This is a genomic window from Mesorhizobium sp. M0152 (genome assembly GCF_040322415.1).
Classification (GTDB): Bacteria; Pseudomonadota; Alphaproteobacteria; order Rhizobiales; family Rhizobiaceae; genus Mesorhizobium.
Genome location: NZ_JAMYTH010000002.1, coordinates 16213 through 41791, shown reverse-complemented (window position 1 = coordinate 41791; position 25579 = coordinate 16213). Strand labels below are relative to the sequence as shown.

Below are 25579 nucleotides of genomic sequence, written 5' to 3'. Positions count from 1 at the left end.
TTGCTCCATGCATGTCGTTGTCTCGAAACCGGGGTCACTTTTTGAGCGACATGCACTATTTGTTTCACGCATGTCGTTGTCTCAAAACCGGAGCCACTTTTGAGCGACATGCGTTAGAAGATCCTCCGCGAAGCCCGACGCTCGACGGCAGGAGACAGGCCATCGTCCACATCGCCGGCTGCCTCCTTGCGCGGATGCTCGACCGGCGCGGCCGGCGCGATGACCAATTGCGGCACCTGCTTGTAGGAAAAACCGCCGCGGATATCGCCCATCTTGCTGGCGACGATGCCCACCGCCGCTTTTTCGAGATTGCGGTCGTAACGCGTTTCGGCGGCGGCGGGTGCCGCGATGACCGCCAAGACGGCCGCGCCGCATAGAAGCATCTTCATTGTCGTTGTCTCCCTGCCTGGTTCCGATCTAGCAGGGCGCCATTGAAAAACGGCCAAGAGACACGGTAAGCAAAACGCCAAACGGCAGCATTACCAACGCGTTAAGGACGCAAGCCGGGGCATGTCCTTGAGGTTTTGAGTCAGGCGCGCTGGGCGCGGACCGTGTGCCCGAGCGCCGTGAAAACGGTGCGCACGATGCCGGCGGCATCGAGACCGGCATCGGCATACATTTTTTCCGGCTTGGCATGGTCGGTGAACGCGTCGGGCAGCACCAGGGGACGCACTTTCAGGCCGCTTTCCAGCAAGCCCTCATGGGCGAGGAACTGCAGCACATGACTGGCGAAGCCGCCGACGGCGCCCTCTTCCACCATCACCAGAACCTCGTGCGAGCGCGCCAGCCGCCGGATCAGATCCTCGTCGAGCGGCTTGGCGAAACGGGCATCGGCAACCGTAGTGGAAAGTCCAGCTGCGCCAAGTTCCTCGGCAGCCATGAGACAATCCTGCAGCCGGGTGCCGAAAGACAGCAGGGCGACCTTCGTGCCTTCCCTGACGATGCGGCCCTTGCCAAGTTCGAGCACCGAGCCGCGCTCCGGCATATCGACGCCGACGCCGTTGCCGCGCGGATAGCGGAAGGCGATCGGGCCGTCATCATAGCTTGCCGCGGTGCGCACCATGTGGCGCAGTTCCGCCTCGTCGGCGGCCGCCATGACGACGAAGCCAGGCAGTGTTGCCAGGAAAGTGGTGTCGAAGGCGCCGCAATGCGTCGCGCCATCGGCGCCGACGAAGCCGGCCCGGTCGATGGGAAAACGCACCGGCAGTTTCTGGATCGCGACGTCATGGACGACCTGGTCGTAGGCGCGTTGCAGGAAGGTCGAATAGATTGCCACGAAGGGCTTGTAGCCTTCGGTGGCGAGGCCGGCGGCGAAGGTCACGGCGTGCTGCTCGGCGATGCCGACATCGAACGTCCTGGCCGGGAACGCTTCGCCGAACAGGTCGAGCCCGGTGCCGCTCGGCATTGCCGCGGTGACGGCGACGATACGGTCGTCCTCGCGGCCTTCCCTGATCAGGCTCTCGGCGAACACCTTGGTGTAGGCTGGCGCATTGGCCGGCGCCTTGGCCTGCGCGCCGGTGATGACGTCGAACTTGTTGACGCCGTGATATTTGTCGGCGGCGGCTTCGGCCGGCGCATAGCCCTTGCCCTTCTGGGTGACGACATGGATCAGCACCGGGCCTTTGCCATTGTCGCGGACATTCCTCAGAACCGGGATCAGATGCTCCAGATTGTGACCGTCGATGGGACCGATATGATAGAAGCCGAGCTCCTCGAACAGAGTACCGCCCGTGACGTAGCCGCGCGCATGCTCGACCGCCCTGGTGATCGCGCGATCGGCGCGCTTGCCGAGATAGGAGGTCAGTTTCTTGCCGAAGTCGCGCAAGCCGACATAGGCCTTGCCTGAGGCCAGGCGCGCCAGATAGGCGCTCATCGCGCCGGTCGGCGGGGCGATCGACATGTCGTTGTCGTTGAGGATGACGATCAGCCTGGCATCGAGCGCACCGGCATTGTTCATCGCCTCATAGGCCATGCCGGCCGACATCGCCCCGTCGCCGATGACGGCGACGACGTTGTTGCGGCCGCCGGAGAGATCGCGGGCGGCGGCCATGCCGAGACCCGCCGATATGGATGTCGACGAGTGGGCGGCGCCGAACGGATCGTACTCGCTTTCGGCGCGACGGGTGAAGCCTGAAAGGCCGTCCTCCTGCCGCAAGGTGCGGATGCGGTCGCGCCGGCCGGTCAGGATCTTGTGCGGATAGGCCTGATGGCCGACGTCCCAGATCAGCCTGTCATCCGGCGTGTTGAAGACATAATGCAGCGCCACCGTCAGTTCGACCACGCCAAGACCGGCGCCAAGATGGCCGCCGGTGCGGGACACGGCGTCGATCAGCTCGGTGCGAAGCTCGGAAGCCAGTTGCGGCAGATCGCTCTCGGCAAGCGTGCGCAGGTCGGCCGGGATGCGGACCATGTCGAGAAGCGGCGTATGCGGCGTTGCGTTCACGGGTAGGCCTGCTCGGTATGTTCATGGGCGGGATAGGCCGCCGGCCGGCGAAAGTAAATGCTTGGCGGCGGTGCGGATCAGGCTTTAGGTCGTTGTTTCATGCATGTCGTTCTCCCAAAACCGGGGCCACTTTTGGGCGACGTACACTAGCTTTCCGGCAACGGGATGAATTCTTCCTCATCTCCGGGAACGATATCGAAGCGGCCTGTCTTCCATTCCTGCTTGGCCTGTTCGATGCGCTCCTTGGAGGACGATACGAAATTCCACCAGATGTAGCGCTTCGAGCCGAGCGAAGCGCCGCCGAACAGCATGAAATGGGCGCCACCCTGTGACGACACGACGATCTCGTCACCGGGCCGGAACACCAGCAGCCGTTCCGCCGGAAAGACATCGCCTGAAATCGATACCTCGCCTTCCAGCGTGTAGATGGCGCGCTCCTCGGCATCGGGCGGGATCTTCACGCTGGCGCCCGGCGCCAGGCGCAGGTCCGCATAAAGCGTGTCGGAGGCTGTCCTGACCGGAGACCACAATCCCTGGAAATCGCCGATGACGACGCGCCCGCTGACGCCCTCGGCATCGATCGCGGGAAGGCGCAAGGCGGCAGTGTTCTCGAACACCGGCGCCACCTCTTCCTTGTCGTCCGGCAGCGCCAGCCACGTCTGGAGACCGGAGACCGACATCGGCGCACCGCGCAGTTCTTCCGGCGTGCGCTCGGAATGGACGATGCCGCGGCCGGCTGTCATCAGGTTCACGTCGCCGGGCTGGATGACCATCTCGGTGCCGAGCGAATCGCGATGGCGGATCTTGCCGTCGAACAGGTAAGTCACCGTCGACAGGCCGATATGCGGATGCGGGCGGACATCGAGCGCCTGGCCGGCGCGCAGGATCGCCGGACCCATGCGGTCGAAAAAGATGAAAGGCCCGACCAGGCGCCTCTTGGCGGTCGGCAGGGCGCGGCGCACCTCAAAGCCGCCAATATCCTTGGCGTTCGGGATGACCATCAGCTCGATCTGGTCGCTGGCAAAGGCGTCGCCTACTTCGGGATCCTTCCCGGGAAAGAAGCTCATGAACTCTCCTTGTCAGCGACCAATGGCTGCTTGGCCGGATAAGGCAAACCGGATCGCCGCCTTGGCCCGTAGCTTGGCCGCCACTTCTTCGCGATTGCGGGGATGCTGATGGGTTTCGAGCGAATCCAGCAGCTCGCGCGCCGACGCGGCAATGGCCTCGACGGCGTGGTCGAACGCGTGCTGGTTCTGCTTCGAGGGCCGCGTCGTTCCGCTCAGCTTGCGGACAAACTGAAGTGCCGCATCGCGGACTTCGTCATTGGTTGCCGGCGGATCAAAATTGAACAGGGTCTTGATGTTTCTGCACATCGCTTCCTAATCTCCTCTTGCCGTGGAGCCGTTTCAATCGAGACGAGCTTTATCCCTAATCATCATGGTGTCCAAAAGTCGGTGAGACGAGACCGTCGTTGGGGGACGCCTCAATCCGCATCCAGCGGTTCGGTGCCGACAGGCTTGCCGTCGCGCGACAGCCTTATCTTCTCGACCTTGTCCTCGGCGGACTTCAGCAGCCGGTCGCAATGCACCTTCAGCGCTTCGCCGCGCTCATAGATCCGGATCGACTGGTCGAGCGGCACGTCGCCGCGCTCGAGGTCATCGACGATCTTCTCCAGCGCCTCGAGTGCCTGTTCGAAGCTCATCGCCTTGACGTCTTCGTTGGTCGCATCAGCCATCATTCATCCTTTCATCAGTCGCCCGACATGGGCGGCGACCGAAAATGCCAATCCCTGCAGATCGTAGCCGCCCTCGAGCAGGCTGACGAGGCGGTTGCCGCTGTGGCGCGCGGCGCGCTGCATCAGTTGGCCGGTCGCCCAGTCGAAATCGTCCTCGGTCAGATTGATCTCGGCCAGCGGATCGCGATGGTGCGCGTCGAAACCGGCCGAAATGATGATCAGGTCGGGCGCGAAATTGTCTAGCGCCGGCAGGACGCGCGACAGAAAGGCATCGCGAAAGACCTCGCTGCCGGTCTGCGGCGCCAACGGGGCGTTGACGATGTTGCCGGCGCCGGTCTCGGTCTTCGCGCCGGTGCCGGGATAGAGCGGCATCTGGTGCGTCGAACAATAGAGCACCGACGGATCATCCCAGAAAATGTCCTGCGTGCCGTTGCCGTGGTGCACGTCCCAGTCGACGATGGCGACGCGCTCGATGCCATGCTTCTTCTGCGCATAGCGCGCCGCGATCGCAGCGGTATTGAACAGGCAGAACCCCATCGCGGTGGTTTTCTCGGCATGGTGGCCGGGCGGGCGGGCGGCGACGAAAACATTATCGGCGCGATCTGAAAAGACGTCGTCGACGGCAGCGTTGGCGGCGCCGATCGCGGTGATCGCCGCTTGCCAGCTCTTCGGGCTGGCGGTGGTGTCGGCATCGATGCGAGCTATGCCTTCGTCGGGAATGGCGGCGCGCACGCGCGCGACGAAGTCGGCGGGATGCGCGTAGAGGATGGTGGCCTCATCGCCTTGAGGCGCCTTGACGCGGTCGAGCGCGGCGAAGGCTTCGTCATCGAGCACCCGTTCGATGGCGCGCAAACGATCAGGCCGCTCGGGGTGGCCGGGTGGCGTGATGTGCTCGAGAAAGATCGGATGGGTGTAGAGACGGGTGGCCATGTTTTCTATCTAGTGCCCTGACGGCGCAATGGCCATGCGTTGCGGCTTGATGGCTGGGGAAATCGCACCTGCGTCCATTCTTGTCGCCAGGGCACGAATCGGGGTTAGCGGGTTCCTTCGGAGCGTTCGCCGGCGCGCTGGTTTGAGAACCATCAGACGAAAAACCCGCCTGTGCGGTGGGTCATTCGCGCAAATCAGCACCATGGACGAATATCTAGCATAGCGGCGGTCACGGTATCAAGGAAAAAATTCCTACCGTGAACAGCTGCCGGCGCACAAAAAGCTGTCGGCACGACGGCATTGGCCGCCGTCAGGCCTTTTGCCAAGCTGGGTTCGGAGCCCTGTTCATGTCGCCGAGGGGATTGGCGGCGCCGGCGCTTCGTCGTAAGGTCGCGGCCACTGCCTGGTGCCCGCGCAAGCGGGAGAATCGGGAACACGGTTGAACTCCGTGGCGTGCCCAACGCTGTAAGGGGGACCGCGCCGGCAAATGCCACTGTCGATGACGGGAAGGCACCGGACGCGGGTTGATCCCGAGCCAGAAGACCGGCCTGGCAGGCATCGTCATCCGCATGGTCAGGCGGCTGGCATCATAGCAATCGCAAGGGGACAAGCGATGCCGGACACCATGACCGCTCCTATGGGCGATGGATTTGACCAGATGGCGCGCGACGCGGTCTATCGCGCCATGTTCACGCGGCGCGACGTGCGCAGCCATTTCCTGCCCACAGCGCTCGACGACGAATTGCTGGCGCGGCTGCTGCTTGCCGCGCACCACGCGCCGTCGGTCGGCTTCATGCAGCCATGGAATTTCATCGTCATTCGCGATGCCGCACGACGGGCGGAGGTGCGCGACCTGTTCCTGGCGGCGCGCGAACAGGAATTGCCCGCCATCGCGGCAGAGCGGCAGGCGCTCTATCGCAAGCTCAAGCTGGAAGGCATCTGCGAAAGCGCGCTCAACATCTGCATCACCTGCGACCGCGAGCGCTCGAAGAACTCGCCGCTTGGGCGCTGGCACAATCCGGAGATGGATCTCTACAGCACGGTCTGCGCGGTGCAGAATTTCTGGCTGGCGGCGCGCGCCGAAGGCGTCGGCGTCGGCTGGGTCAGCATCATCGAGGCGCAGGCGCTGAAAAGCCTGCTGTCGATTCCCGAGCATGTGACGCCGGTCGCTTACCTCTGCGTCGGCCGCGTCTCGGAGTTCGCGCCAAGGCCGGATCTCGAAACGCATGGCTGGGGGCGGCGGCGGCCGCTGCCCGAATTGATCATGAGCGAGATTTTTGGCGGCCCAGGCGAGGCGCCGCTCAAATCCACCGTGGCGCGCCTCAACCCGGTTAGCCCCGCACCTGCGACCGCCAGCCCCGCGGATCAGGATGTCGCGCCGGCCGTGCCCCAGCGCGAGCCGCCGAAGGAGGCCAGCGCCTTGTCCTTGAGCTCCCTGAACTTCGACGACGCCTCGGCCAGCCGGTCGTCCCAGGCGGGGTCGGGCACCTGGCCCTCGATGGTCTTGAAATAGACCTGCATCAGGCAGGCGATGGCAAAGGGTTCGATGAAGGCCGCCTTGAAAGCCCAGGCGAAAACGATGGCGAGCACGAAAGCCCAGCCGGCGAGTTGGCCGGGCATCAGGAAAAGAATGGCGCCGGCCGGCGCCAGCATCAGCAGGAAAATCACGAAGGAGACGCCCCACATGATGACTGCCAGCCAGACGGCGTTCTTGACCATGGTCTTGCCGTTCTGGGCGTAGAGCACGACACCTTGCCTGGCCGTCTCGAACGGCGAGGACGAATTGAGGCGGATGTTGTAGCCGAGGATGATCTCGTCGACATAGGTCAGCGACAGGCGGACCACCGTGTTGAGGAAAGAGACCAAGCCGCTCAGGCCCGGAATAGGAAGGAAGGCGGCAACGCCGCCGAGCAAGCCGGTGATGGCGCGGATGGCGCCCTTGACCAGCTGGTCGATGACGAAAAGGATGTTGGCCTCGGCGAAACGCTCTGTGACGACTTGCCTGGCATAGGCGATCTGGTTCTGACCATCGGGGACATCCCGGCCGTCGATCAGATGCACCATGACGGCGATATGGCCGGCCTTGACGACATAGAGGATGTATTCGCGGATCCAGTAAACGGCGATCGAGACGACGCCGAAGCCGACCACGCCGCCCCATAAGGCAAAGGACAGCGGCCCGTCGGGATCGGTGGAGATATGGCCGAGACCGTAGCCGACGGAGGCACCCGTTCCCGTCGCCATGATGTAGGCCAGCGTGATGCCGAAATAGACGATCATGCGAAAGACGATGAACGGCCATGTCCGTATCATGATGGACACCGACCTGCCGATATCGAAATCCCACATGCCCCGAATCTCCCGCTGAGAGACTTCTGGTGAGCATGCGCCCAACCCGGCGATTGTCAATCGCGGGACGTGACGCCGCGCAACTGCCGCGATTGAGTGCAATTCCAGGAAAACTGTGAAACGCTTTTCCGTCCGGAAGCGGAACCTCGATCCTGGTAAAGCAAGATGGCTAGCCCGCCTGCAGGAAAGCGCGGGCAAATCCCGGCTCCACGGCTTTGATCGTTCCGTCGGGCAGCTTGAGCAGGCGATCGATCGCGACGCCGTATAGCCTCAGGCGTTCGTCGAGCAGGCGTGCGGCCTCCTCGATGTTTCCTTGGTCGGCCTGGCGCAGCGCGCTATGCATCACGTCGCGAAAGATCAGCCTGATCTGCAGCAGCATGTCGGCGAACGCCAGGGGGTCGGGTACGTCGAAAGCGCCCTCCTCGCTGCCCTTCGCCAGCAGATCAGCGATCAACGGCAGGGCAAGCTGCCTGGCGGCCAGGTCGACCCGGTGGAAGAGCACGACGTTCTCGGGCCGAAACAGGACCGCAAAGGTCGTCCTGAGTTGCGGCGCGAGTTCGACGTTCAGCCGCTGGGAACCTGCGAAAAGCGCGTTGAGCCGGCCGACCGCGTCGAGCGATGGATTGTCGAGCATGGGTTGCAGCTCGGCGAGGCTGTCTCGGGCAAGCCGCGCCGCGAGCGCTTCCAGCAGTGCCTCCTTGGAGGCGAAGTAATGGTAGAAGGCTCCCTTCGACAGGCCGGCCGCGCGGATGATGTCGTTTACCGTCGTGTCGTCATAACCGCGCTCGAAGAACAAGCGCTGTGCGCAGTCGAGAAGCTCGGCGGTGCGTATTTCGGGCGCTTTTCTGGCTCTGGTCAATAAGGTTCCCCCACCGGCGGCTTTCCTGAAAACGTGATCGACGGACCGGAACGCAGCAGCCGACAAGACGTTTTCCGGCACTATAGACCGACGGTCGGTCTGACGCCACAAGTCCCGCCAAAAAGGAGCATTGCATGCGGTTGAGGCGCTGGATTGCGGGTATGATCATCGTTGCGGCGGCGGCAGGCGGTGCCGCAGCCTGGTATTTTCTCAGACCGACACCTGTCTCGGTGGTGACCGCCAAGCGCGGCAACGCCGCCGAGATCGTCTATGCCAGCGGCGCAGTCGAGCCGAAGATCTGGGCCAAGGTGGCGCCGGTGGTGCGCGAGAGGATCGTCGAGCAATGCGACTGCGAAGGATCGCGAGTCGGGCGCGGCTATGTGCTCGCCAAGCTTGACGACAGCGAGGCGAAGGCCGCGCTCGGCGAACTTGAGGCGCGGCGGGCTCTAGCCGAACAGGAGTTCCAACGCCAAACCGTGCTCGCGCAGAAGAATGCCGCGAGCCAGCAGGCGCTCGATCGTGCACGCAGCGAACTATCGCAGACCGAGGCGCTGCTTGCCGCGCAGAAGGCACGGCTTGAGACTTACATATTGCGGGCGCCGGCCCCCGGCGTCGTGTTGAGGCAGGACGGCGAGGTGGGCGAGATTGCCGAACTCGGCACCGTGCTATTCTGGGTCGGCGAGCCGCGTCCGCTACGTGTGGTCGCGGAGGTCAACGAGGAAGACATCGCGCGCGTCGAGGTCGGCCAGCGAGTGCTCCTCAGGGCCGATGCGTTCCTCGGACAAAACCTCCAGGCGATGGTCGACAGCATCACGCCCAAGGGCGACCCGGTGGCGAAAACCTATCGCGTCTACCTGCGCCTGCCGGACGACACGCCGCTGAGGATCGGCATGTCGACCGACGTCAACATCGTCACCCGCGAAGCGAAGAACGCGCTGCTGATCCCCTCGGCTGCGGTCCAGGGGAACTATGTATTCGTGGTCGAAGGCGACCGGGCGCGGCGGCGCGAGATCCGCGCCGGCATCCGCGGCGTGGACGGTGTCGAGGTGTGGTCCGGCATCGGCGAGCAGGACCGGGTCGTGTCGCCCTACCCCGCGGAGCTCGCCGACGGCGCCCGTGTGGCGGCCCAAGGATCATGAGGTGAAGATGCCCCTGATCCTAGACATCGCAATCACGCACATCGCCGGCCGCGGCCGGCAGACGCTCGTCGCGGTGATCGGCGTGGCGGTCGGCGTCGGCTTTTCGATCGCCATGGCAGCGCTCATGCAGGGCGGCCAGGATGACTTCGTGCGCCAACTCGTCGACACCATGCCCCATGTCGACATCACCGACGAGCAACGCACTGCCCGACGCCAGCCGGCCGAGGATATGTTCGACGCTGTCGCGATCTCGGGGCTGAGGCCGCGCGACGACCGCCGCGGCATCATCAACCCGACCGAGGCGACCGCCTGGCTGGAAAGCTGGATTCCCGGACGCTTCGCCCCGAGCCTCAAGACACAAGGCGTGATCCGCTATTCGAGCCGCGAAGTGGGCGCGACAATCTTCGGCGTCGAACCGGAGCGCGAGCCCGGCGTGTCGCCAATCGTGGAGGATTTCGTCCAGGGCAGCTTCGCCGCGCTCGCGGCCGGCGGCAACAACGTGCTTGTCGGCGACACCATGGCGAACCGGCTCGGCGCCGGGCTCGGCGACACGATCACGGCGGTTTCCTCGGAAGGCCAGGCGCGCAATTTCAAGATCGCCGGGCTGTTCCACACCGGCACGACCCAGCGCGACGAGAGCGAGGCCTACATTCTTCTAAAGAATGCGCAGATCCTATCCGTACGGCCGAACGCCATTAACGAAATCCGCATCAAGCTCGACGACCCGAACCGCGCGCCTGCGGTGGCGCGGCGGGCCGAAGCCGAGCTCGGTTACAAGGCCGTGGCGTGGCAGGAGGCCAACGAATCCATCCTCGAAGCATTCGTCATCCGCAACATCATCATGTACACCGTCGTCGGCGCGATCATGCTGGTGGCCGGCTTCGGTATCTTCAACATCATCTCCACCATCACCCACGAGAAGGCGCGCGACATCGCCATCATGAGGTCGCTCGGTTTCCCCGAGGCCGACATGCGCCGGCTGTTCCTGCTGGAAGGGGTGGCGATCGGCGCAGGCGGTTCGGCGCTCGGCTGGGTGCTCGGCTTCGCGATGGTCTACGCGCTGTCGCTGGTGCGCTTCGAGATCGCCGCGACCGGCCAGGAGATGACGCATCTGCCGATCGCCTGGAGCGTGCTGCATTACGTCATCGCCACGGCCTTCGCCGTCGGTTCTGCGGCGGTGGCCGGATATTTGCCGGCACGTCGAGCGGCGATGCAACACCCGGTCGACATCATCCGAGGCGCGACATGACCACGCTGGTCGAGACCGAAGGGCTGACGCGCATCCTGCCGGAAACGGTCCCCGTCACGCTGGTCGAGGACATCACGCTTGAGATCGGCGAGAAGGAGTTCATCGCCGTCACCGGCCCATCCGGCTCCGGCAAGTCATCGCTTCTCTATCTGCTCGGGCTGCTCGATCGGCCGACCCGCGGAACCTTGATGATCGGCGGCCGTGACGCGGGCCCCATGGACGAAAAGGAGCGGGCCAGGACGCGGCTCGAGATGCTCGGTTTTGTGTTCCAGTTCCATTTCCTGCTGCCCGAATTCACGGTGCGTGAGAATGTCGAGATCCCGATGCGCAAGCTCGGCAGATTGGAGCGCGAAAAGATGCGCGAGCGCGCCGGCGAGCTGCTTGGCTCGCTGGGACTTGCCGAGCATCTCGACAAGCGGCCCGACCAGCTCTCGGGAGGCCAGCGCCAGCGTGTGGCGGTAGCGCGCTCGCTCGCCAACGATCCGCCGCTCATCCTCGCCGACGAGCCGACGGGAAGCCTGGACTCGAAGAGTTCCGAGCAGGTCTTCACGATTCTCGAAAAGTTGGTGCGCGAACGTGGCAAGACAGTAGTCGCGGTCACGCACAATATCGACATGGCAGATCGGATGGACCGCCGCCTCCATATTGTCGATGGCAAGATCGAGTGAGGGTGGATCGATCTTCAGGTAAGTGCGGCCGGCAAATGGCGGTTTTCTACGCTCGGCCTGATCTGAACCTCAACACACCTAGACAGCCGGCGGGCCGGGCCTTTTGAGCAAACCCTCGAGCAGCTGCTTGAATGCCGCCACCACCATCTTCGACGTCGCTTCAGGGTCAGTCGAATTGGCGATCCGTTGCGCCGCCTGGCTGCTGGCTCCGTTGATCAGCCGCGAGGCCGTCTCGGGGTCGAGGCTGGAGACGACGACTCCCTCCTGCTGCAGCGTGGCAAGGTGGCCGGTCATTGAAGCGATGCAGGCATTGGCATTCGGCCACTGGGCCGGATCCCCCAGCACGGCCGGGCCATCCCGGAACATAATGCGTTGGATTTCCGGCTCTAGCGCCATCTCGATATAAGTGGTGCATTCATCGACGAAATGCTGCCAACGGGTTGGCGCCCGGGACGCCACTTCGTTCACGCGCGCCGCCATCTCGCCGTCGATCTCGGCGATGACCGCCTGCAGCAGCCCCTTCTTGTCGCCGAAATGGTGGTAGAGAGCGCCGCGCGTCAGTCCGGCCGAGGCGGTGAAATCATCCATCGACGCTTCGGCATAGCCGATTGTACCGAAGGCTTCGCGGGCGGCCGCGATCAGCTTGGCGCGCGTCTCGGCGATCATTTCCTTGCGGGGCTTATGCATGGCTCTGGCCCTATTCACATACGTTGCGTATGCCAATTGACATACGCCGCGTATCATCTATCTAATGCTCATACGCTGCGTATGTAATTGTCGAATCGCCCTTTGTCGAGGAAGCGACCATGCAGAATCCCTATTCTGAAATCTTTCGTGCCCCAGGAGCCAAGGGCTTTGCCGCCGCCGGCTTCATGGCGCGCCTGCCGATCGCCATGGCGCCGATCGGCATCGTGGCGATGCTTTCGCAGACGCGCGGCGAATACTGGCTGGCAGGCGCCGTCTCGGCGACCTTCGCGTTGGCCAATGCGTTCCTAGCGCCGCAAATATCGAGGTTGGTGGACCGCCTTGGCCAGACGCGGATCGTCGTGCCGACCACGATCATCTCCCTGCTCGCATTCGCAGCGCTGATCGCGTCCGCCAATCAGGACTGGCCGGTGTGGACACTGTTCGTGTCGGCGCTGCTGGCCGCTGCCATGCCAAGCATGCCGGCCATGGTGCGCGCGCGCTGGACCGAGATCTTTCGCGGCCGGCCGCAGATGAACACCGCGTTCGCCTTCGAGTCGGCGGCGGACGAGCTGGTCTACATCGCCGGCGCATCGCTGTCGGTGGGCCTTGCTGCCGCACTGTTCCCGGAAGCCGGCATGCTCGTGAGCACACTTTTCCTCGCCTTCGGCTCTACGGCGTTCATCCTGCAGCGCTCGACCGAGCCGAAGGTGCGACCGGTGGACCATGGCTCAAGCGGCTCGGCGATCCGCCTGCGGCCGGTGCAGATCATCACCTTTGCCCTGATCTTCATCGGCGCGACCTTCGCGACGACGGAAGTGAGCACCGTGGCGATCACCAAGGAGTTCGGCCAGCCGGGCGCCGCCAGCCTCGTCATCGGCGTATACGCGCTGGGATCGTTCGTGCTCGGCATCGTCGTCGGCGCGCTCAACCTGAAAGCACCGCTGCAACGCCAGTTGGCAATCGCGATCGCCATCATCGCGGTCAGCACCCTTTTGCCGCTCACCGCCGACGGCGTGCCGCTCCTGGCGCTGACCGTCTTCATCAGCGGCGTGGCGATCTCGCCGACCTTCATCACAGCCTTCGGCCTGATCGAGCGCCACGTGCCGGAAGGGATGCTGACCGAGGGCATCACCTGGGTGATGACCGGCATCGGCATCGGCATGGCGCTCGGCTCCTTCGCCGCCGGCGCGGTTGTGGATGCGTTCGGCGCCCAGAACGGATTCTGGGTCTCGGTGGCGGCCGGCACGATCGCGCTGGTCACCGTGCTGCTGGGTCAGCGCAGCCTTGCCACCCATGAATGCGAGTTGGATGGGTGCGAAGCGGATGTCGTTCCCGCCGAATGATCCATGACGCGCCCGGTTTTGAATGGACCGGGCGCCATTTCTGGTGGGTTCAGAGAATCTCGGTCTTGGCGATGTGGATGCCAAAACCTTCCAGACCGACATAATGGCGTTCGCGCGAGGCGATCAGGTTGATCGAAGAAATGCCGAGATCCTTGAGGATCTGAGCGCCGAGCCCGATCTCGCGCCATTCGTTCTCGCGGCGGCGGGCCTCTTCGTGATCCTCGCGGTCGCCGCTCGCTGGCCGGTTACGCTCCTGGTGGGCGACGCCGACCGAGCCCTCGCGCAGGTAGACGATGACGCCGCGCTTGCGCTCGCCCATGGCCTTCATGATGCCGTCCAGCCGGTGGCTGGTGCCGAAGACATCGGTCACCACATCCTCGGAATGCAGGCGCACCGGCACGTCCTCGCCGTCGCGGATATCGCCATAGACGATGGCGACATGATGCATGGAGTCCCAGGGCAGCGTATAGGTGAAGACCTGCGCCTTGCCGCCAAGCGTGTCGATCTCGGAGCAAGCGACGCGTTCGACCAATGTTTCCTTGCGCTGCCGGTAGGCAATGAGGTCGGCGACCGAAACCTGCTTCAGTCCATGCTCCTCAGCGAAAGCCTGCACCTGCGGGCCGCGCTTGACGGTGCCGTCATCATTGACCAGTTCCGAAATGACACCGATCGGCGGCAGGCCGGCGAGCTTGCAGAGATCCACCGCGGCTTCGGTATGGCCAGAGCGCATCAAGACGCCGCCCTCGCGTGCGATCAGCGGGAAGATATGGCCGGGACGAACGAAATCGGAAGCGCCGACATTGCCGTTGGCGAGATTGCGCACGGTCAGCGTGCGATCCTCGGCCGAAATGCCTGTCGTCGTACCATGCTTGAAATCGACGCTGACCGTGAAGGCGGTCGTGTGGGCCGAATCATTGTCGGCCACCATCGGCTGCAGGTTGAGCCGCTTTGCCTCCTCACGCGGCATGGGCGTGCAGACGATGCCCGACGTGTTGCGCACGATGAAAGCCATCTTCTCGGGTGTGCAATGGACCGCCGCGATGATCAGGTCGCCTTCGTTCTCGCGACCGTCATCGTCCATGACGACGACGATCTCGCCGCGCTCGAAGGCACGCAGGGCTTCGACGATTTTCTTCTGGTCGTAAGACATGGAATGCTCGCTTCTCTCGCAGAGACAGGGGAGTAAGGCAGTAGGGCAGTAGGGCAGTAGGGGAAAAGGAAAAATTTCGCTGTCTCGATGGACGGCGTAGCATACTGCCCTACTGCCCTACTGCCCTACTGCCTTCCCTTCCCGTCTGTCCTCTATGCCGCAGATAATGATCGGCGATGGCGCAGGCAACCATCGCCTCGCCGATGGGCACCGCGCGGATGCCGACGCAGGGGTCATGGCGGCCCTTGGTCATGACCTCGACGTCCTTGCCGTCCTTGTCGATCGACTTTCGCGGCGTCAGGATCGATGAGGTCGGCTTGACGGCAAAGCGCGCAACGATCGCCTGGCCGGTCGAGATGCCGCCAAGAATACCGCCGGCATTGTTGGACAGGAACACCGGCTTGCCGTCATTGCCCATGCGCATCTCGTCGGCGTTCTGCTCGCCGGTGATGCGGGCGGCCTCGAAACCATTGCCGATCTCGATACCCTTTACGGCGTTGATCGACATCAGGCCGGAGGCGATGTCCTGGTCGAGCTTGGCATAGATCGGAGCACCGAGGCCTGCTGGAACGCCGTCGGCGACAATCTCGATCACCGCGCCGACCGAGGAACCGGACTTGCGAATGCCGTCGAGATACTGCGTGAAGACGGGAACGGAGGCGGGATCCGGGGTGAAGAACGGGTTTTGCGCGTCGCCGATGAAATTCCAGTTCCAGTTGGCGCGGTCGATCGACTTCTCGCCCATCGACACCAGCGCGCCGCGCACCACCATGCCGGGCACCACCTTGCGGGCCAAGGCGCCAGCCGCCACGCGCGCGGCGGTCTCGCGGGCCGAGGAGCGGCCGCCGCCACGATAATCGCGTATGCCGTATTTGACGTCGTAGGTGTAGTCGGCGTGACCTGGCCGGTATTGACGGGCGATTTCGCCATAGTCCTTCGAACGCTGGTCGACATTCTCGATCATCATCGAAACCGGCGTGCCGGTGGTGATCATCGTCTCGCCGTCCCCGTCGAGCACGAAGCCCGACAGCACTTTCACCTCGTCCGGTTCGCGGCGCTGGGTGACGAAACGCGACTGGCCCGGCCGGCGCTTGTCGAGTTCGGCCTGGATATCCCGCTGCGTGAAGCGGATGCCGGGAGGGCAGCCGTCGACGACGCAGCCAAGTGCGGCGCCGTGGCTTTCACCCCAGGTGGTGACACGGAAAAGATGGCCGAACGTGTTGTGAGACATCGCAAAGTGCCCTGCCCGGCATCGGAACCGGCTGAAGCCTGCCTTCTATTGGCGTTTTTCACAGGGGTCAAACTGTGATCTGGCGGATTTAGTTTTGACACATTCGGTTGGTTTCTGCTCTCTTCCAACCGCCGTTGAGTATCCGCCGCCACCCAAGGCGGCGTAATGACCAAAGAGGACGATGATGCGTACCCTGATTGGCGTTGTTGCCGCCACACTGCTGCTTTCCACCGCCGCTTTCGCCGGCCAGACCGAAGGCCTGATCAAGAAGGTCGACAAGGATGCGCTGACGCTGACGCTGGACGACGGCAAATCGTACAAGCTGAACGCCGAGTCCGATCTCGACGCGCTGAAGCCCGGCATGGACATCGTCATCGCCTATGATGTGACCAATGGCGAAAACGTCATCACCGACATGGAACTGCCGGACAGCTCGGCCAACTAGCTGCCTGGCGCGGTTGAGCGAAATGCCCATAGCTTCGTCATCCTGAGGCGAAGCTGAGGGTTCGCCCTGCATTGTCGGCCTAAAGCCAGTCGAGGCTCCTGCCTTCGAGCCTCAGCACGCGATCCTGCGGTATCTGCAGATTCGCGGCTTCGTTCTCGGCCATTCCCAGAACGAAGCGGAACAAGGTGCGCATGATGCCGCCATGGGTCACGCACACGGTCTGCCGGTTCAGCGCATCGAACCACGGCTTCACCCGGACGAGCAGCATCTGATAACTCTCCGCGCCCTCGCCGGGCGGCTGAAAGTTCCATTTGTCCAGCGCACGCGTCCTGCCCGCGCCGGGATAGCGCGTCTCGAGCTCGGCAAAGGTAAAGCCCTGCCAATCGCCGAAATTCACTTCGACAAGGCGAGGATCGGTCCGGTAGGCATCCGGATCGAGCTTCATCGCGGCGCGAATGCGCTGCATCGTCTCGCGCGTCCGCCGCATCGGGCTGGCAACGAAGTCGAATTCTTCGGGATTGGAGATCAGGCTGGTCAACCGATCCCCGTTCGCGCTCGCCTGCTCGCGGCCGAGCGCGTTGATGTCGGTATCGGCTTGCCCCTGGAGCCGGAATTCGGCATTCCACGCGGTCTGGCCGTGGCGCACGATATAAACCAGCGGGTACATCAGATCTTCCGGAGGTCGGGCCAGGGCCTGGGCGGAGGATGGGCGGAGGGAGTTAATCCTTGACCGTCGAAATATCAGGCGCGTCGACCGCCTTCATGCCGACGACGTGATAGCCCGAATCGACATGGTGCACTTCACCGGTAACGCCACGCGACAGGTCGGACAGGAAATAGACGGCGGAATCGCCGACCTCTTCCTGCGTGACGGTCTGCTTCAGCGGCGAATTGTACTCGTTCCATTTCAGGATGTAGCGGAAATCGCCGATGCCGGATGCCGCGAGCGTCTTGATCGGGCCGGCGGAAATCGCGTTGACGCGGATCTTCTTGCCGCCGAGATCGACCGCGAGATAGCGCACGCTGGCCTCGAGCGCCGCCTTGGCGACACCCATGACGTTGTAATGCGGCATCACCTTCTCGGCGCCATAATAGGTCAGCGTCAGCAGCGAACCGCCATCGGTCATCAGCGCCTCGGCGCGCTTGGCGATGGTGGTGAAGGAATAGACCGAAATATCCATGGTGCGCAGGAAATTGTCGCGCGTCGTCTCGACATAACGGCCGGTCAGTTCGTCCTTGTCGGAAAAAGCGATGGCATGAACGAGGAAGTCGAGCTTGCCCCAATGGCTGGCGACATTGGCGAAAACTTCATCGAGGCTCGCCGGATCGGTCACGTCGCAATGACCGGCGACAAAGGCGTTGAGTTCCGCCGCGAGCGGCTCGACGCGCTTCTTGAAGGCTTCACCCTGATAGGTCAGCGCAATTTCGGCGCCGTGGTCGACGCAGGCCTTGGCGATGCCGTAGGCGATCGACCTGTTGTTGGCGACGCCAAGAATAAGGCCGCGCTTGCCGGCCATAAGCCCCTGTCCACCCGCCATGTGCGTGCTCTCCGCAAGATTTCTGCTTTGTGGAGAGCCCTATCGCACAGGCACAAAGCCCCTTCAAGCGCTCAAACGGGACAGTTCGGGGGACAAGAGCCGCCAATCAGCCTTTTCGGTTGCGGAACATCGCTTCGAGCGCACTGTCGCCGCCTTCCGGCAGCATGATCCGTACATGGGCGTAGAGATCGCCATGGCCGCCGGCTTTTTCCGGCAGGCCCCTGCCTTTCAGGCGCAGGACCTTGTCCGAACTCGACCACGCCGGGATGTTGACCGCAAGCCTGCCGGTGGGAGTCTCGACCGGCACCTTGGCGCCCAGCACCGCATCGGCCAGCGACACCGGCAGATCGGCATGCAAGTCGCGGCCCTCGATGCGGTACCGCGAATGCCGGCGGATGTGGATCTTGACCAGCGCGTCGCCTGGCTGGCCCGGTCCTTGCTCGCCCTGTCCCTTCAGCCGGATGATCTGGCCCTCCTCGACATAGGCCGGCAGCTTGACCGCCATCTTGCGTCCGTCGGGGAACATCGCCGTCACCTTTTCGGCGTTCGCCGCTTCCTCGACGGTGACATCGAGCGTCACGTTCAGATCGGCCGCGGTGGCCGCCTGGCGGCGGTCGCCCATGCCGGCACCGCGCGTGCCGGAAAAGGCGTCGCCGAAAATCTGGCTGAAAATGTCGCTGTTGCCGTCGAACGGATCGCCGCCCGGACGCCCGGAGCGGAATTCGAAGCGCGAGCCGCCGGCTCCCTGCTGCTGGCGACGGAAACCGGCAAAGGGATCGCCGCCCCCGGCCGCTCCTTCAAAACCCTGGAAACGCGGCTTGCCGTCGGCGTCGATCTCGCCACGATCGAAAGCGGCGCGTGTCTTCTCGTCGCCGACGATCTCATAAGCCTGGTTGGCCGCGGCAAAACGGTCCTTCGCCTTGGGATCATTCGGATTCTGGTCCGGATGATGCTTCTTGGCGAGTTTCCGGTACGCCGATTTTATGTCCTTGGCTGATGCGTTCTTGGCAACGCCCAGCACTTCATAGGGGTCGCGCATGCGTCCTGCCCTGGAATAGGAGTGAGTCCATAGTTGCCCTCTATATGCGCTCGCATAGGAAGAAATTCCAGTGGTGAGCGGTCATTTCAAGGGCCGAATATTAGCATCGAAAATGGAGAATCGGAGCGTCAAAGACGGAAAATCAGAGCGGCTTGAAGTCCTGCATGCGCCAGCCGCCGGCGCTGGCGAGGCACAATTCACCCTCGAACATGACAACGCCGTCGAAGCTTTCGCGCGAGGCCTTGAAGCGGCGGCATGTCTGGCCCCTGTCCTTCAATTCCGCCAGATCGGTGATGGAGCCGCGCGACCCGGTGCCGGCGTTTGCCCACGGCACGGACTGCCCGCCGAGTTGCTCGACGTCGACCGAAGACACGGCATTGCCGATCGTCGTCTGGTCGGAATTGCGATCGGAATCGACCGGTGCGGCTGAAGCCGACGTGCTGCCGGTCAGGATCGAGCGATCGACTTCGGCCTTTTCGAGGCTGAAACCACCGGCACCGCAGGCGGCAAGCGGCAGAGCGACCATCACGATCGCCGCTTTCGTGCTGGCCGAAGCGATAACGCCCCATTGCCTGCTGTCAAAAGCTTGCGCGATACGCGACAATCGGCAATCTCCCCTGCTTCGTAAAATCTGGGCTTCGTAAAATCTGGCTTCGTGACAATTGAGAAAAACTATGAGTGACACTGAGTTAACAAGCGGTGACTTTACCGAGGCCGCCGAGCCGTTTCGCCTCTTTGCCACATGGCTGGACGACGCCACGAAGAGCGAAATCAACGACGCGAACGGCGTGGCACTGGCCACCGTCGACGCCGAGGGCATGCCGGATGTACGGATGGTACTGCTCAAGGGGTTCGATGAAAGCGGCTTCGTGTTCTACACGAATTTCGAGAGCGCCAAGGGCCGCGAAATTCTTGGCAGCATGAAGGCGGCGATGTGTTTCCATTGGAAATCGCTGCGCAGGCAGGTGCGCGTCCGCGGGCCGGTGGAGATCGTCAGCGACGCCGAGGCCGATGCCTACTACGCGACGCGCCCGCGCGGCAGCCGCATCGGCGCCTGGGCCTCGAAGCAGTCGCGGCCGCTGGAAAGCCGCTTCGCGCTGGAGAAGGCGGTTGCCGAATACACCGCGCGCTATGCGATCGGCGAAATTCCACGCCCCAAACATTGGTCTGGCTTCCGCATCGTGCCGCAGACGATCGAGTTCTGGCACGACAGGCCGTTCCGGTTGCACGATCGGGTGGTGTTTTCGCGCAACGCGGCGGGCGGCTGGGACAAGACGCGGCTTTATCCCTGAGGTGCGACCGTGCAGCGATCTCCCCCTCGTGGGGGAGATTGGCACCATTTGGGTCGGGCTTACCCCTTCTTCCTGGTCAGGAACGCCGTCAGCGCGGCGCGTGCTTCGTCGGATTTCAGCCGCTCGCGAAAATGCTCGCTCTCCACCTTGATGCGGGCGACGAGGTCGTCACACGAGCCGCGCATCAGATCGCGCGCAATCTTCAGCGCCTGCGGGGGCTTGGCGGCGATCTGGCCGGCCGCCGCCAGGACCGAGGCCTCCAGCGCGCCCTCCTCGACCACCTCATAGATCAGGCCGGCGGCTTTCGCCCGTTCGGCCGAAAAGCCTTCGCCAAGGCCGAGCAGGGCGAAAGCGCTCTGCCGGCCGAGGATCTGCGGGGCAAGCAGGCTCGATCCCGCCTCCGGCACTAGGCCGAGATCGACGAAAGGCGTCCTGAACACGGTGCGTGGCGTCGCGAAAGTCAGGTCGCAATGCAGGTTGAGCGTGGTGCCGATGCCGACCGCTATGCCATCGACCCCGGAAACCATGGGTTTTTCGACCTTGGCCAGAGCCATCAGGAAATCCCAGACCTCGGTGCCGCCATCGCCACCGGTGGCCACGACCATGAAGTCGCCGAGGTCGTTGCCCGAGGAGAAGGCGCCGGGCACGCCAAGAAAAACGTGAACGCGGATCGCCGGATCGGCATCGCCTTCGGCCAGCGTCTGGGACATGTTGGCATACATGGCCCGCGTCAGCGCGTTCTTCTTGTCCGGACGGTTCATGCGGATGATCTGGATGGCGCCCTGGCGCTCGACGAGGATATGGTCCGTCATGGTGTTTTCCTTTTGGGCGTCAGGCTGAAATCAGCGTCTTGCCGGCAGCGGCAAGGCTTTCGGCACCATCGACAACGCGTTGCTTCAACGCGCTGACCTCGCCGAGCAGGTTTTCGGCGAAGAAGCGGCAAAGCGCGATACGGGCCTGATCGGCGAGTGCCCCTTGCGCCAGATAGGCGCCGCCGGCAGCCAGCGAGATCAGCCTGAGGTAAGGCGTCGCACCCGCCAACCCCTCGTCCGACCGGCCGTCGGCCGACAGTTTCTGGAGGAAGCGGGTTGCTTGCGTCAGATCACCGAGCGCCTGGTCGAGGGCATCGGCCGTGCGGCCAAACCCTTGCAGATTGGAGATACGCACGGCTCCGGCCACCGCCGCCAATTCGTCGACGAAGCCATGCACATGGTCGCCGCCGCCAAGCGGCAGCTTGCGCGTCACCAGATCGATCGCCTGGATGCCGTTGGTGCCCTCGTAGATCGGCGCGATGCGAGCATCGCGGTAGAGCGCCGCCGCACCGGTTTCCTCGATGAAGCCCATGCCGCCATGCACCTGGAGACCGAGCGAGGCGACGTCCACGCCGACGTCGGTCGAGAACGCCTTGGCCAGGGGCGTCAAGAGATTGGCACGGTCGCGCCAATGCACGGCCTCATCGCCGGACGATACGCGCGCCATGTCGATGGCGTGCGCGCAGCAGTAGCTGATGGCGCGCGCCACCTGCGTCAGCGCCTTCATGGTCAGGAGATTGCGCTGCACATCGGGGTGATGGACGATCGGCGCCATGCCGGCGCCGGTGTAGCTCGGCGCCTTGCCCTGGCGGCGCTCATTGGCATAGGCGATCGCCTTCTGGGTGGCGGCTTCCGCGACTGCCACGCCCTGCATGCCGACGGCGAGACGGGCATTGTTCATCATGGTGAACATGCAGGCGAGCCCCTTGTTCTCCTCGCCGATCAGCCAGCCGATCGCGCCGGGCTCGGCACCCGCGAAACCATCGCCATAGATCATGGTGCAGGTCGGCGAGGCATGAATACCGAGCTTGTGCTCAAGACCGGAACAGAAGACATCGTTGCGCGCGCCCAGCGAGCCGTCGTCGCCGACCAGGAATTTCGGCACCAGGAACAACGATATGCCGCGCGTGCCGGCCGGCGCGTCGGGCAGGCGCGCCAGCACCAGATGGATGATGTTGTCGGTGAAATCGTGCTCGCCGTAGGTGATGAATATCTTCTGGCCGAAGATACGGTAGGTGCCGTCGCCAGCAGGCTCGGCGCGGGCGCGCAAGGCAGCGAGGTCGGAGCCGGCCTGCGGCTCGGTTAGGTTCATCGTGCCCATCCATTCGCCGGAGACGAGCTTTTTGAGATATTTGGCCTTGAGGTCTTCAGAGGCGTGCTTGTCGAGCGCTTCGACCGCTCCCATGGTCAGCGTCGGGCCGATGCCGAAGGCCATGGCGGCGGAATTCCACATTTCGAGCGCGGCGACGCCAAGCATGGTCGGCAGCGCCTGGCCGCCAAACTCTTCAGGCCCGGAGAGCGCGTTCCAGCCGCCGTCGATCCAGCGGCGATAAAGTTCCTTCCAGCCGGACGGCGTGATGACGGCAGCATCCTTCAGCACCGCGCCTTGCTTATCGCCGATCTTGTAGAGGGGCGCCACCTCCTCGGTAGCGAAGCGGCCGGCCTCGCTCAGAACGGCATCGACCAAATCCTCGCCGAGATCTCCGAACGTGCCGGCATCGAGGGCAGACTTCATGCCGGCCACGTGCTTCAGCGTGAACGCGATGTCCTCGACCGGTGCCCGATACATGCCGCTATCCTCCTCAGCTCCCACTACCGACCAGCGGCGACGGGGCCGCAAACCGTCCGCCTTGGGGCGGTCTTCCCTTCTTTCTTTTTACGTAAACGTCAAATTTTGTCACGCGGATTTTGCAATCGCCCGCACGTCGATCCGCCGAACCGCCTCAGATCCAGCTTTCGGATCGAAGCATTTCCTTAACCATAGCGGTCCAGGATTTGCCTTTGAACGACGGGGACTCCCTGGTTGAACAGGACGGCGCGCCTCACTCGCTGCTTGAAGAGCGTCGCGCCGACGCTCTTCAAGCCTTTGTCTTCCGTGCATGTCGTTGACCCAAAGCCGCTGCACACTTTTGCGCGACATGGATTGGCGCTTCTCGCCTTGGCGGCGACGATGGCGCTGTCGACAGCAGCAAAGGCCTCGGATTTCTCCGAGCCGTGGAAGGACGCCAACCGCGCCCTGGTCGTTGACGCCTACGAATACAATTCCATCGACTGGGCTCAACTTGCGACAGACAAGCGCATCGCCGGCTTCATCAACAAGGCGTCCGACGGCATGCCGCCGCCCTATTTCTGTTTCGGCGACGATACCGAGGTGAAGCTGTGCAAGGCGTTGTGGAAACGCCATGCGGTGACGCGCGAGCTGTTCCAGACGCGCAAGGTCGTCGCCAAGGCACTCGGCATGAAATGGGGCGCCTACCACCTCGCCCGCCCAGGCAATCCGATCGAGCAGGCCAACAATTTCCTCGATTTCGCCGAACCCGCGCCGGACGACCTGCTGGCTCTCGACCTGGAAGGCAACGATCCCTCGCAATGGATGTCGCTCGACGACGCAGAGGAGTTCGTGCGCCAGGTGCATCGGCGCATCGGCCGCTTCCCGGTGCTCTACACCAACGGCAAGACAGCCCAATATATCGCCGACAACCGCTTTGAATACCGGCTTCTGTCGCGCCTGCCGCTCTGGTACGCGCGCTACAAGCCTGACATCGATGTGCATTTTCCGATGGGCAACTGGCAGGGCTACGCGCTCTGGCAGTTTTCGGCGCAGGCAAATTGCGGCCGTTTCCGTTGTCCCTACCGGGTTGCCGGAACGCCTCACGATATCGACGTCAACGCCGCGCCGATGGATGTCGCCACGCTGCGCCAGCAATGGCCATTCGGCGGGCTGATCGACGTGCCGATCGATTATCTTGCCAGCGTGCCGGTGCCGGTCTCGCGGGAAGCAGCCTTGGCCGGCAAGACAACCATCATCTATGCCGACGTAGCGACGCCGCCGACTTTCGATGAAATCGTGGCTGTGCTCGGTTCGCGCTGGTCGCGCTTCCGCGACGGCTTCCACATGCCTGTCGTGAAGACGGTGCCGCGGCGGCCGGGCTTCGGCATCGTCCAATATGTCGCCTGGAAACGAACCGGACAGCGCCCGCCCGAACAACTCGACGCAGCTTTCGCGGCGGTCGATCCGCTCAGCACTGGTTCGACCGAGATCGATCGCGGCCAGCGGTAAGCCGGCGTCCCGGACTTTCAGCCTGCCTGTTCACGCGCCACGGCCTGCCAGCCAATGTCGCGGCGGCAGAACCCATCAGGCCAGTCGATCCGGTCGAGCGCGGCATAGGCCCGTCCCTGCGCCTCGCCGACCGTACCGCCGGTCGCGGTGACATTGAGGACGCGGCCGCCATTGGCGACCAGAGCGCCGCCGTTGATGGCCGTGCCGGCATGGAAGATCTGGACGTTGTCGCTCGCCGCTTCTTCGACGCCGCGGATCACCGATCCTTTTTCCGGCGTGCCGGGATAGCCCCTGGCCGCCATCACCACTGTCAGTGCCGCCTCGTCGCGCCAGCGTATCGACGTGTGCGCAAGCTGGCCATCGGTCGCCGCATTGAGCAACACCAGCAGATCGTCCTTCAGCCGCATCATCAGCACCTGGCATTCCGGATCGCCGAAACGGGTGTTGTACTCGATCAGCTTCGGCCCGTTGTCCGTGATCATCAACCCGGCGAAGAGGATGCCGGCGAAGGGCGCTCCCAGTTCGGCCATGCCGCGCATGGTCGGCTCGATGATCTCGCGCATGGTGCGTTCGATCATCTGCGGCGTCATCACCGGGGCCGGCGAATAGGCGCCCATGCCGCCGGTATTGGGGCCGGTGTCGCCATCGCCGACGCGCTTGTGGTCCTGTGCGGTGCCGAAGGGAAGTGCTGTGGTGCCGTCGCAGAGGCAGAAGAAGCTCGCCTCCTCGCCGGTCATGAACTCCTCGACCACCACCTCCGCGCCGGCGGCGCCGAAAGAACCGTCGAAACAGGCGTCAAGCGCGGCGAGCGCCTCATCCTGCGTCATGGCGACGGTGACGCCCTTGCCGGCGGCGAGCCCGTCGGCCTTGATCACGATCGGCGCGCCCACCTTCTCGACATAAGCTCTCGCCGAAGCCAGATCGGCGAAGCGGCCATAGGCGGCGGTAGGGATGTTGTATCTGGCGCAGAGGTCCTTGGTGAAACCCTTCGAGCCTTCCAACTGCGCGGCGGCTTTGGATGGACCGAAGATGCGGATGTTCTCGGCGCGAAGGTCGTCGGCAATGCCTGCGACCAGCGGCCCTTCAGGGCCGACGACGACGAGGTCGATTTTTTTGTCCTTGCAGAAGGCGGCGACGGCGGCGTGATCGGCGATGTCCAGCTTCACCAGTTCGGCCTCGCTGCCTATGCCCGGATTGCCGGGAGCGGCGTAAAGCTTGGTCAGCAGCGGCGAAGCCGAGAGCTTCCAGGCCAGGGCATGTTCGCGGCCGCCGGAGCCGATCAACAAAACGCGCATGCCCATGTCCCTTCATTCCACGACAGGGACTGCGCTATTGCTCTCAGGGCAGCGGGTCAAGACCTTTGGCTCGATCGACCGCCGTTGGGCACCGG

The 25579-nt window shown here is 63.8% G+C and carries 25 protein-coding genes, 1 pseudogene and 1 riboswitch; of the genes and pseudogenes, 8 read left to right on the top strand and 18 right to left on the bottom strand.

Features of this window, described 5'->3' with window-relative positions:
• Positions 1-113 precede the first annotated feature (113 nt).
• The 6 genes from NKJ26_RS02375 to NKJ26_RS02350 all read right to left on the bottom strand — a co-directional run bounded on the left by NKJ26_RS02375 (position 114) and on the right by NKJ26_RS02350 (position 5108).
• Positions 114-389: a hypothetical protein gene (locus NKJ26_RS02375; RefSeq protein ID WP_352693373.1), complete on the bottom strand. Its 276-nt coding sequence runs from the start codon at positions 387-389 to the stop codon at positions 114-116.
• Between the two features lie 140 nt (positions 390-529).
• Positions 530-2443, bottom strand: a complete 1914-nt coding sequence (gene dxs, locus NKJ26_RS02370; protein WP_352693371.1) for a 1-deoxy-D-xylulose-5-phosphate synthase — start codon at positions 2441-2443, stop codon at positions 530-532.
• A 146-nt stretch (positions 2444-2589) separates the two neighbouring features.
• Positions 2590-3510 (bottom strand): pirin family protein, encoded by a 921-nt coding sequence (locus NKJ26_RS02365; RefSeq protein WP_352693369.1) that lies wholly within the window; start codon positions 3508-3510, stop codon positions 2590-2592.
• Between the two features lie 12 nt (positions 3511-3522).
• Positions 3523-3816: a DUF2277 domain-containing protein gene (locus NKJ26_RS02360; RefSeq protein ID WP_352693367.1), complete on the bottom strand. Its 294-nt coding sequence runs from the start codon at positions 3814-3816 to the stop codon at positions 3523-3525.
• 110 nt (positions 3817-3926) lie between these two features.
• On the bottom strand, positions 3927-4178 hold the full coding sequence (locus NKJ26_RS02355) for an exodeoxyribonuclease VII small subunit (protein WP_352598710.1): 252 nt from the start codon (positions 4176-4178) through the stop codon (positions 3927-3929).
• Positions 4179-4181: 3 nt separating this feature from the next.
• Entirely contained in the window at positions 4182-5108 is a 927-nt protein-coding gene (locus tag NKJ26_RS02350) for a histone deacetylase family protein (RefSeq protein WP_352693365.1), read from the bottom strand.
• 387 nt (positions 5109-5495) lie between these two features.
• A riboswitch (cobalamin riboswitch) is annotated at positions 5496-5674 on the top strand.
• Between the two features lie 47 nt (positions 5675-5721).
• On the opposite strand from NKJ26_RS02350, the pseudogene bluB reads away from it, so the two are divergent.
• Positions 5722-6390 (top strand): annotated as a pseudogene (bluB, locus tag NKJ26_RS02345) (5,6-dimethylbenzimidazole synthase); the annotation flags it as partial.
• Positions 6391-6473: 83 nt separating this feature from the next.
• Here bluB and NKJ26_RS02340 read toward each other — a convergent pair.
• Together NKJ26_RS02340 and NKJ26_RS02335 are read right to left on the bottom strand one after the other, a co-directional pair.
• Positions 6474-7457 carry a hypothetical protein gene (locus NKJ26_RS02340; RefSeq protein WP_352693363.1) on the bottom strand — a complete coding sequence of 328 codons (984 nt, stop codon included), beginning with the start codon at positions 7455-7457 and terminating at the stop codon, positions 6474-6476.
• A 169-nt stretch (positions 7458-7626) separates the two neighbouring features.
• Positions 7627-8316: a TetR/AcrR family transcriptional regulator gene (locus NKJ26_RS02335; protein ID WP_352693361.1), complete on the bottom strand. Its 690-nt coding sequence runs from the start codon at positions 8314-8316 to the stop codon at positions 7627-7629.
• A gap of 134 nt (positions 8317-8450) precedes the next feature.
• Here NKJ26_RS02335 and NKJ26_RS02330 point away from each other — a divergent pair, with 134 nt between their 5' ends.
• The 3 genes from NKJ26_RS02330 to NKJ26_RS02320 are packed head-to-tail and all read left to right on the top strand — an operon-like array spanning position 8451 to position 11372.
• A complete protein-coding gene (locus tag NKJ26_RS02330; protein WP_352598714.1) occupies positions 8451-9455 on the top strand; it encodes an efflux RND transporter periplasmic adaptor subunit in 1005 nt (334 codons plus the stop codon).
• A 7-nt stretch (positions 9456-9462) separates the two neighbouring features.
• Positions 9463-10704, top strand: coding sequence for an ABC transporter permease (locus tag NKJ26_RS02325; RefSeq protein ID WP_352693834.1), 1242 nt, complete (start codon positions 9463-9465; stop codon positions 10702-10704).
• Positions 10701-11372 (top strand): ABC transporter ATP-binding protein, encoded by a 672-nt coding sequence (locus NKJ26_RS02320; protein ID WP_352693359.1) that lies wholly within the window; start codon positions 10701-10703, stop codon positions 11370-11372. Before NKJ26_RS02325 ends, NKJ26_RS02320 begins: the two co-directional genes overlap by 4 nt.
• A 78-nt stretch (positions 11373-11450) precedes the next feature.
• Here the strand turns inward: NKJ26_RS02320 and NKJ26_RS02315 are convergent, their stop codons facing one another.
• The gene (locus tag NKJ26_RS02315; protein ID WP_352693357.1) at positions 11451-12059 is read right to left on the bottom strand and encodes a TetR/AcrR family transcriptional regulator; all 609 of its coding nucleotides are present in this window, start codon (positions 12057-12059) and stop codon (positions 11451-11453) included.
• A gap of 119 nt (positions 12060-12178) precedes the next feature.
• Here NKJ26_RS02315 and NKJ26_RS02310 point away from each other — a divergent pair, with 119 nt between their 5' ends.
• Entirely contained in the window at positions 12179-13402 is a 1224-nt protein-coding gene (locus NKJ26_RS02310; RefSeq protein ID WP_352693355.1) for an MFS transporter, read from the top strand.
• 49 nt (positions 13403-13451) lie between these two features.
• Here NKJ26_RS02310 and ribB read toward each other — a convergent pair whose 3' ends face one another.
• Both ribB and aroC read right to left on the bottom strand, forming a co-directional pair.
• Positions 13452-14552, bottom strand: coding sequence for a 3,4-dihydroxy-2-butanone-4-phosphate synthase (ribB, locus tag NKJ26_RS02305; RefSeq protein ID WP_352693353.1), 1101 nt, complete (start codon positions 14550-14552; stop codon positions 13452-13454).
• A gap of 109 nt (positions 14553-14661) precedes the next feature.
• Positions 14662-15783, bottom strand: coding sequence for a chorismate synthase (gene aroC, locus NKJ26_RS02300; RefSeq protein ID WP_352693351.1), 1122 nt, complete (start codon positions 15781-15783; stop codon positions 14662-14664).
• 184 nt (positions 15784-15967) lie between these two features.
• Here aroC and NKJ26_RS02295 point away from each other — a divergent pair, with 184 nt between their 5' ends.
• Complete coding sequence (locus NKJ26_RS02295) at positions 15968-16228, top strand: DUF1344 domain-containing protein (protein ID WP_352693349.1); 261 nt, start codon at positions 15968-15970, stop codon at positions 16226-16228.
• Between the two features lie 79 nt (positions 16229-16307).
• On the opposite strand, the gene NKJ26_RS02290 is transcribed toward NKJ26_RS02295, so the two are convergent.
• The 4 genes from NKJ26_RS02290 to NKJ26_RS02275 form a co-directional block, all read right to left on the bottom strand.
• The gene (locus tag NKJ26_RS02290; RefSeq protein ID WP_352693347.1) at positions 16308-16895 is read right to left on the bottom strand and encodes a histidine phosphatase family protein; all 588 of its coding nucleotides are present in this window, start codon (positions 16893-16895) and stop codon (positions 16308-16310) included.
• A gap of 52 nt (positions 16896-16947) precedes the next feature.
• Positions 16948-17766 (bottom strand): enoyl-ACP reductase FabI, encoded by an 819-nt coding sequence (fabI, locus tag NKJ26_RS02285; protein WP_027022971.1) that lies wholly within the window; start codon positions 17764-17766, stop codon positions 16948-16950.
• 106 nt (positions 17767-17872) lie between these two features.
• On the bottom strand, positions 17873-18805 hold the full coding sequence (locus NKJ26_RS02280) for a DnaJ C-terminal domain-containing protein (RefSeq protein ID WP_352693345.1): 933 nt from the start codon (positions 18803-18805) through the stop codon (positions 17873-17875).
• Between the two features lie 142 nt (positions 18806-18947).
• A complete protein-coding gene (locus tag NKJ26_RS02275; protein WP_352598724.1) occupies positions 18948-19409 on the bottom strand; it encodes an RT0821/Lpp0805 family surface protein in 462 nt (153 codons plus the stop codon).
• 70 nt (positions 19410-19479) lie between these two features.
• Here NKJ26_RS02275 and pdxH point away from each other — a divergent pair, with 70 nt between their 5' ends.
• Positions 19480-20097, top strand: coding sequence for a pyridoxamine 5'-phosphate oxidase (gene pdxH, locus NKJ26_RS02270; RefSeq protein WP_352693343.1), 618 nt, complete (start codon positions 19480-19482; stop codon positions 20095-20097).
• A gap of 59 nt (positions 20098-20156) precedes the next feature.
• Here the strand turns inward: pdxH and NKJ26_RS02265 are convergent, their stop codons facing one another.
• Positions 20157-20909: a crotonase/enoyl-CoA hydratase family protein gene (locus NKJ26_RS02265; RefSeq protein ID WP_352693341.1), complete on the bottom strand. Its 753-nt coding sequence runs from the start codon at positions 20907-20909 to the stop codon at positions 20157-20159.
• 19 nt (positions 20910-20928) lie between these two features.
• Positions 20929-22698 (bottom strand): acyl-CoA dehydrogenase family protein, encoded by a 1770-nt coding sequence (locus NKJ26_RS02260; RefSeq protein WP_352693340.1) that lies wholly within the window; start codon positions 22696-22698, stop codon positions 20929-20931.
• A 381-nt stretch (positions 22699-23079) separates the two neighbouring features.
• Between NKJ26_RS02260 and NKJ26_RS02255 the strand changes: the two genes are divergently transcribed.
• Positions 23080-24189: a glycoside hydrolase family 25 protein gene (locus NKJ26_RS02255; RefSeq protein WP_352693832.1), complete on the top strand. Its 1110-nt coding sequence runs from the start codon at positions 23080-23082 to the stop codon at positions 24187-24189.
• 17 nt (positions 24190-24206) lie between these two features.
• Here the strand turns inward: NKJ26_RS02255 and purD are convergent, their stop codons facing one another.
• Positions 24207-25484, bottom strand: a complete 1278-nt coding sequence (purD, locus tag NKJ26_RS02250) for a phosphoribosylamine--glycine ligase (protein WP_352693338.1) — start codon at positions 25482-25484, stop codon at positions 24207-24209.
• Positions 25485-25579 lie beyond the last annotated feature (95 nt).

Coding starts and splice junctions, on each gene's coding strand:
- NKJ26_RS02375 (WP_352693373.1), bottom strand. CDS start 389: ATGAAGATGCTTCTATGCGGCGCGGCCGTCTTGGCGGTCATCGCGGCA.
- NKJ26_RS02365 (WP_352693369.1), bottom strand. CDS start 3,510: ATGAGCTTCTTTCCCGGGAAGGATCCCGAAGTAGGCGACGCCTTTGCC.
- NKJ26_RS02360 (WP_352693367.1), bottom strand. CDS start 3,816: ATGTGCAGAAACATCAAGACCCTGTTCAATTTTGATCCGCCGGCAACC.
- NKJ26_RS02355 (WP_352598710.1), bottom strand. CDS start 4,178: ATGGCTGATGCGACCAACGAAGACGTCAAGGCGATGAGCTTCGAACAG.
- NKJ26_RS02350 (WP_352693365.1), bottom strand. CDS start 5,108: ATGGCCACCCGTCTCTACACCCATCCGATCTTTCTCGAGCACATCACG.
- NKJ26_RS02340 (WP_352693363.1), bottom strand. CDS start 7,457: ATGTGGGATTTCGATATCGGCAGGTCGGTGTCCATCATGATACGGACA.
- NKJ26_RS02330 (WP_352598714.1), top strand. CDS start 8,451: ATGCGGTTGAGGCGCTGGATTGCGGGTATGATCATCGTTGCGGCGGCG.
- NKJ26_RS02325 (WP_352693834.1), top strand. CDS start 9,463: ATGCCCCTGATCCTAGACATCGCAATCACGCACATCGCCGGCCGCGGC.
- NKJ26_RS02320 (WP_352693359.1), top strand. CDS start 10,701: ATGACCACGCTGGTCGAGACCGAAGGGCTGACGCGCATCCTGCCGGAA.
- NKJ26_RS02315 (WP_352693357.1), bottom strand. CDS start 12,059: ATGCATAAGCCCCGCAAGGAAATGATCGCCGAGACGCGCGCCAAGCTG.
- NKJ26_RS02310 (WP_352693355.1), top strand. CDS start 12,179: ATGCAGAATCCCTATTCTGAAATCTTTCGTGCCCCAGGAGCCAAGGGC.
- ribB (WP_352693353.1), bottom strand. CDS start 14,552: ATGTCTTACGACCAGAAGAAAATCGTCGAAGCCCTGCGTGCCTTCGAG.
- aroC (WP_352693351.1), bottom strand. CDS start 15,783: ATGTCTCACAACACGTTCGGCCATCTTTTCCGTGTCACCACCTGGGGT.
- NKJ26_RS02295 (WP_352693349.1), top strand. CDS start 15,968: ATGCGTACCCTGATTGGCGTTGTTGCCGCCACACTGCTGCTTTCCACC.
- NKJ26_RS02290 (WP_352693347.1), bottom strand. CDS start 16,895: ATGTACCCGCTGGTTTATATCGTGCGCCACGGCCAGACCGCGTGGAAT.
- fabI (WP_027022971.1), bottom strand. CDS start 17,766: ATGGCGGGTGGACAGGGGCTTATGGCCGGCAAGCGCGGCCTTATTCTT.
- NKJ26_RS02280 (WP_352693345.1), bottom strand. CDS start 18,805: ATGCGCGACCCCTATGAAGTGCTGGGCGTTGCCAAGAACGCATCAGCC.
- pdxH (WP_352693343.1), top strand. CDS start 19,480: ATGAGTGACACTGAGTTAACAAGCGGTGACTTTACCGAGGCCGCCGAG.
- NKJ26_RS02265 (WP_352693341.1), bottom strand. CDS start 20,909: ATGACGGACCATATCCTCGTCGAGCGCCAGGGCGCCATCCAGATCATC.
- NKJ26_RS02260 (WP_352693340.1), bottom strand. CDS start 22,698: ATGTATCGGGCACCGGTCGAGGACATCGCGTTCACGCTGAAGCACGTG.
- NKJ26_RS02255 (WP_352693832.1), top strand. CDS start 23,080: ATGGCGCTGTCGACAGCAGCAAAGGCCTCGGATTTCTCCGAGCCGTGG.
- purD (WP_352693338.1), bottom strand. CDS start 25,484: ATGCGCGTTTTGTTGATCGGCTCCGGCGGCCGCGAACATGCCCTGGCC.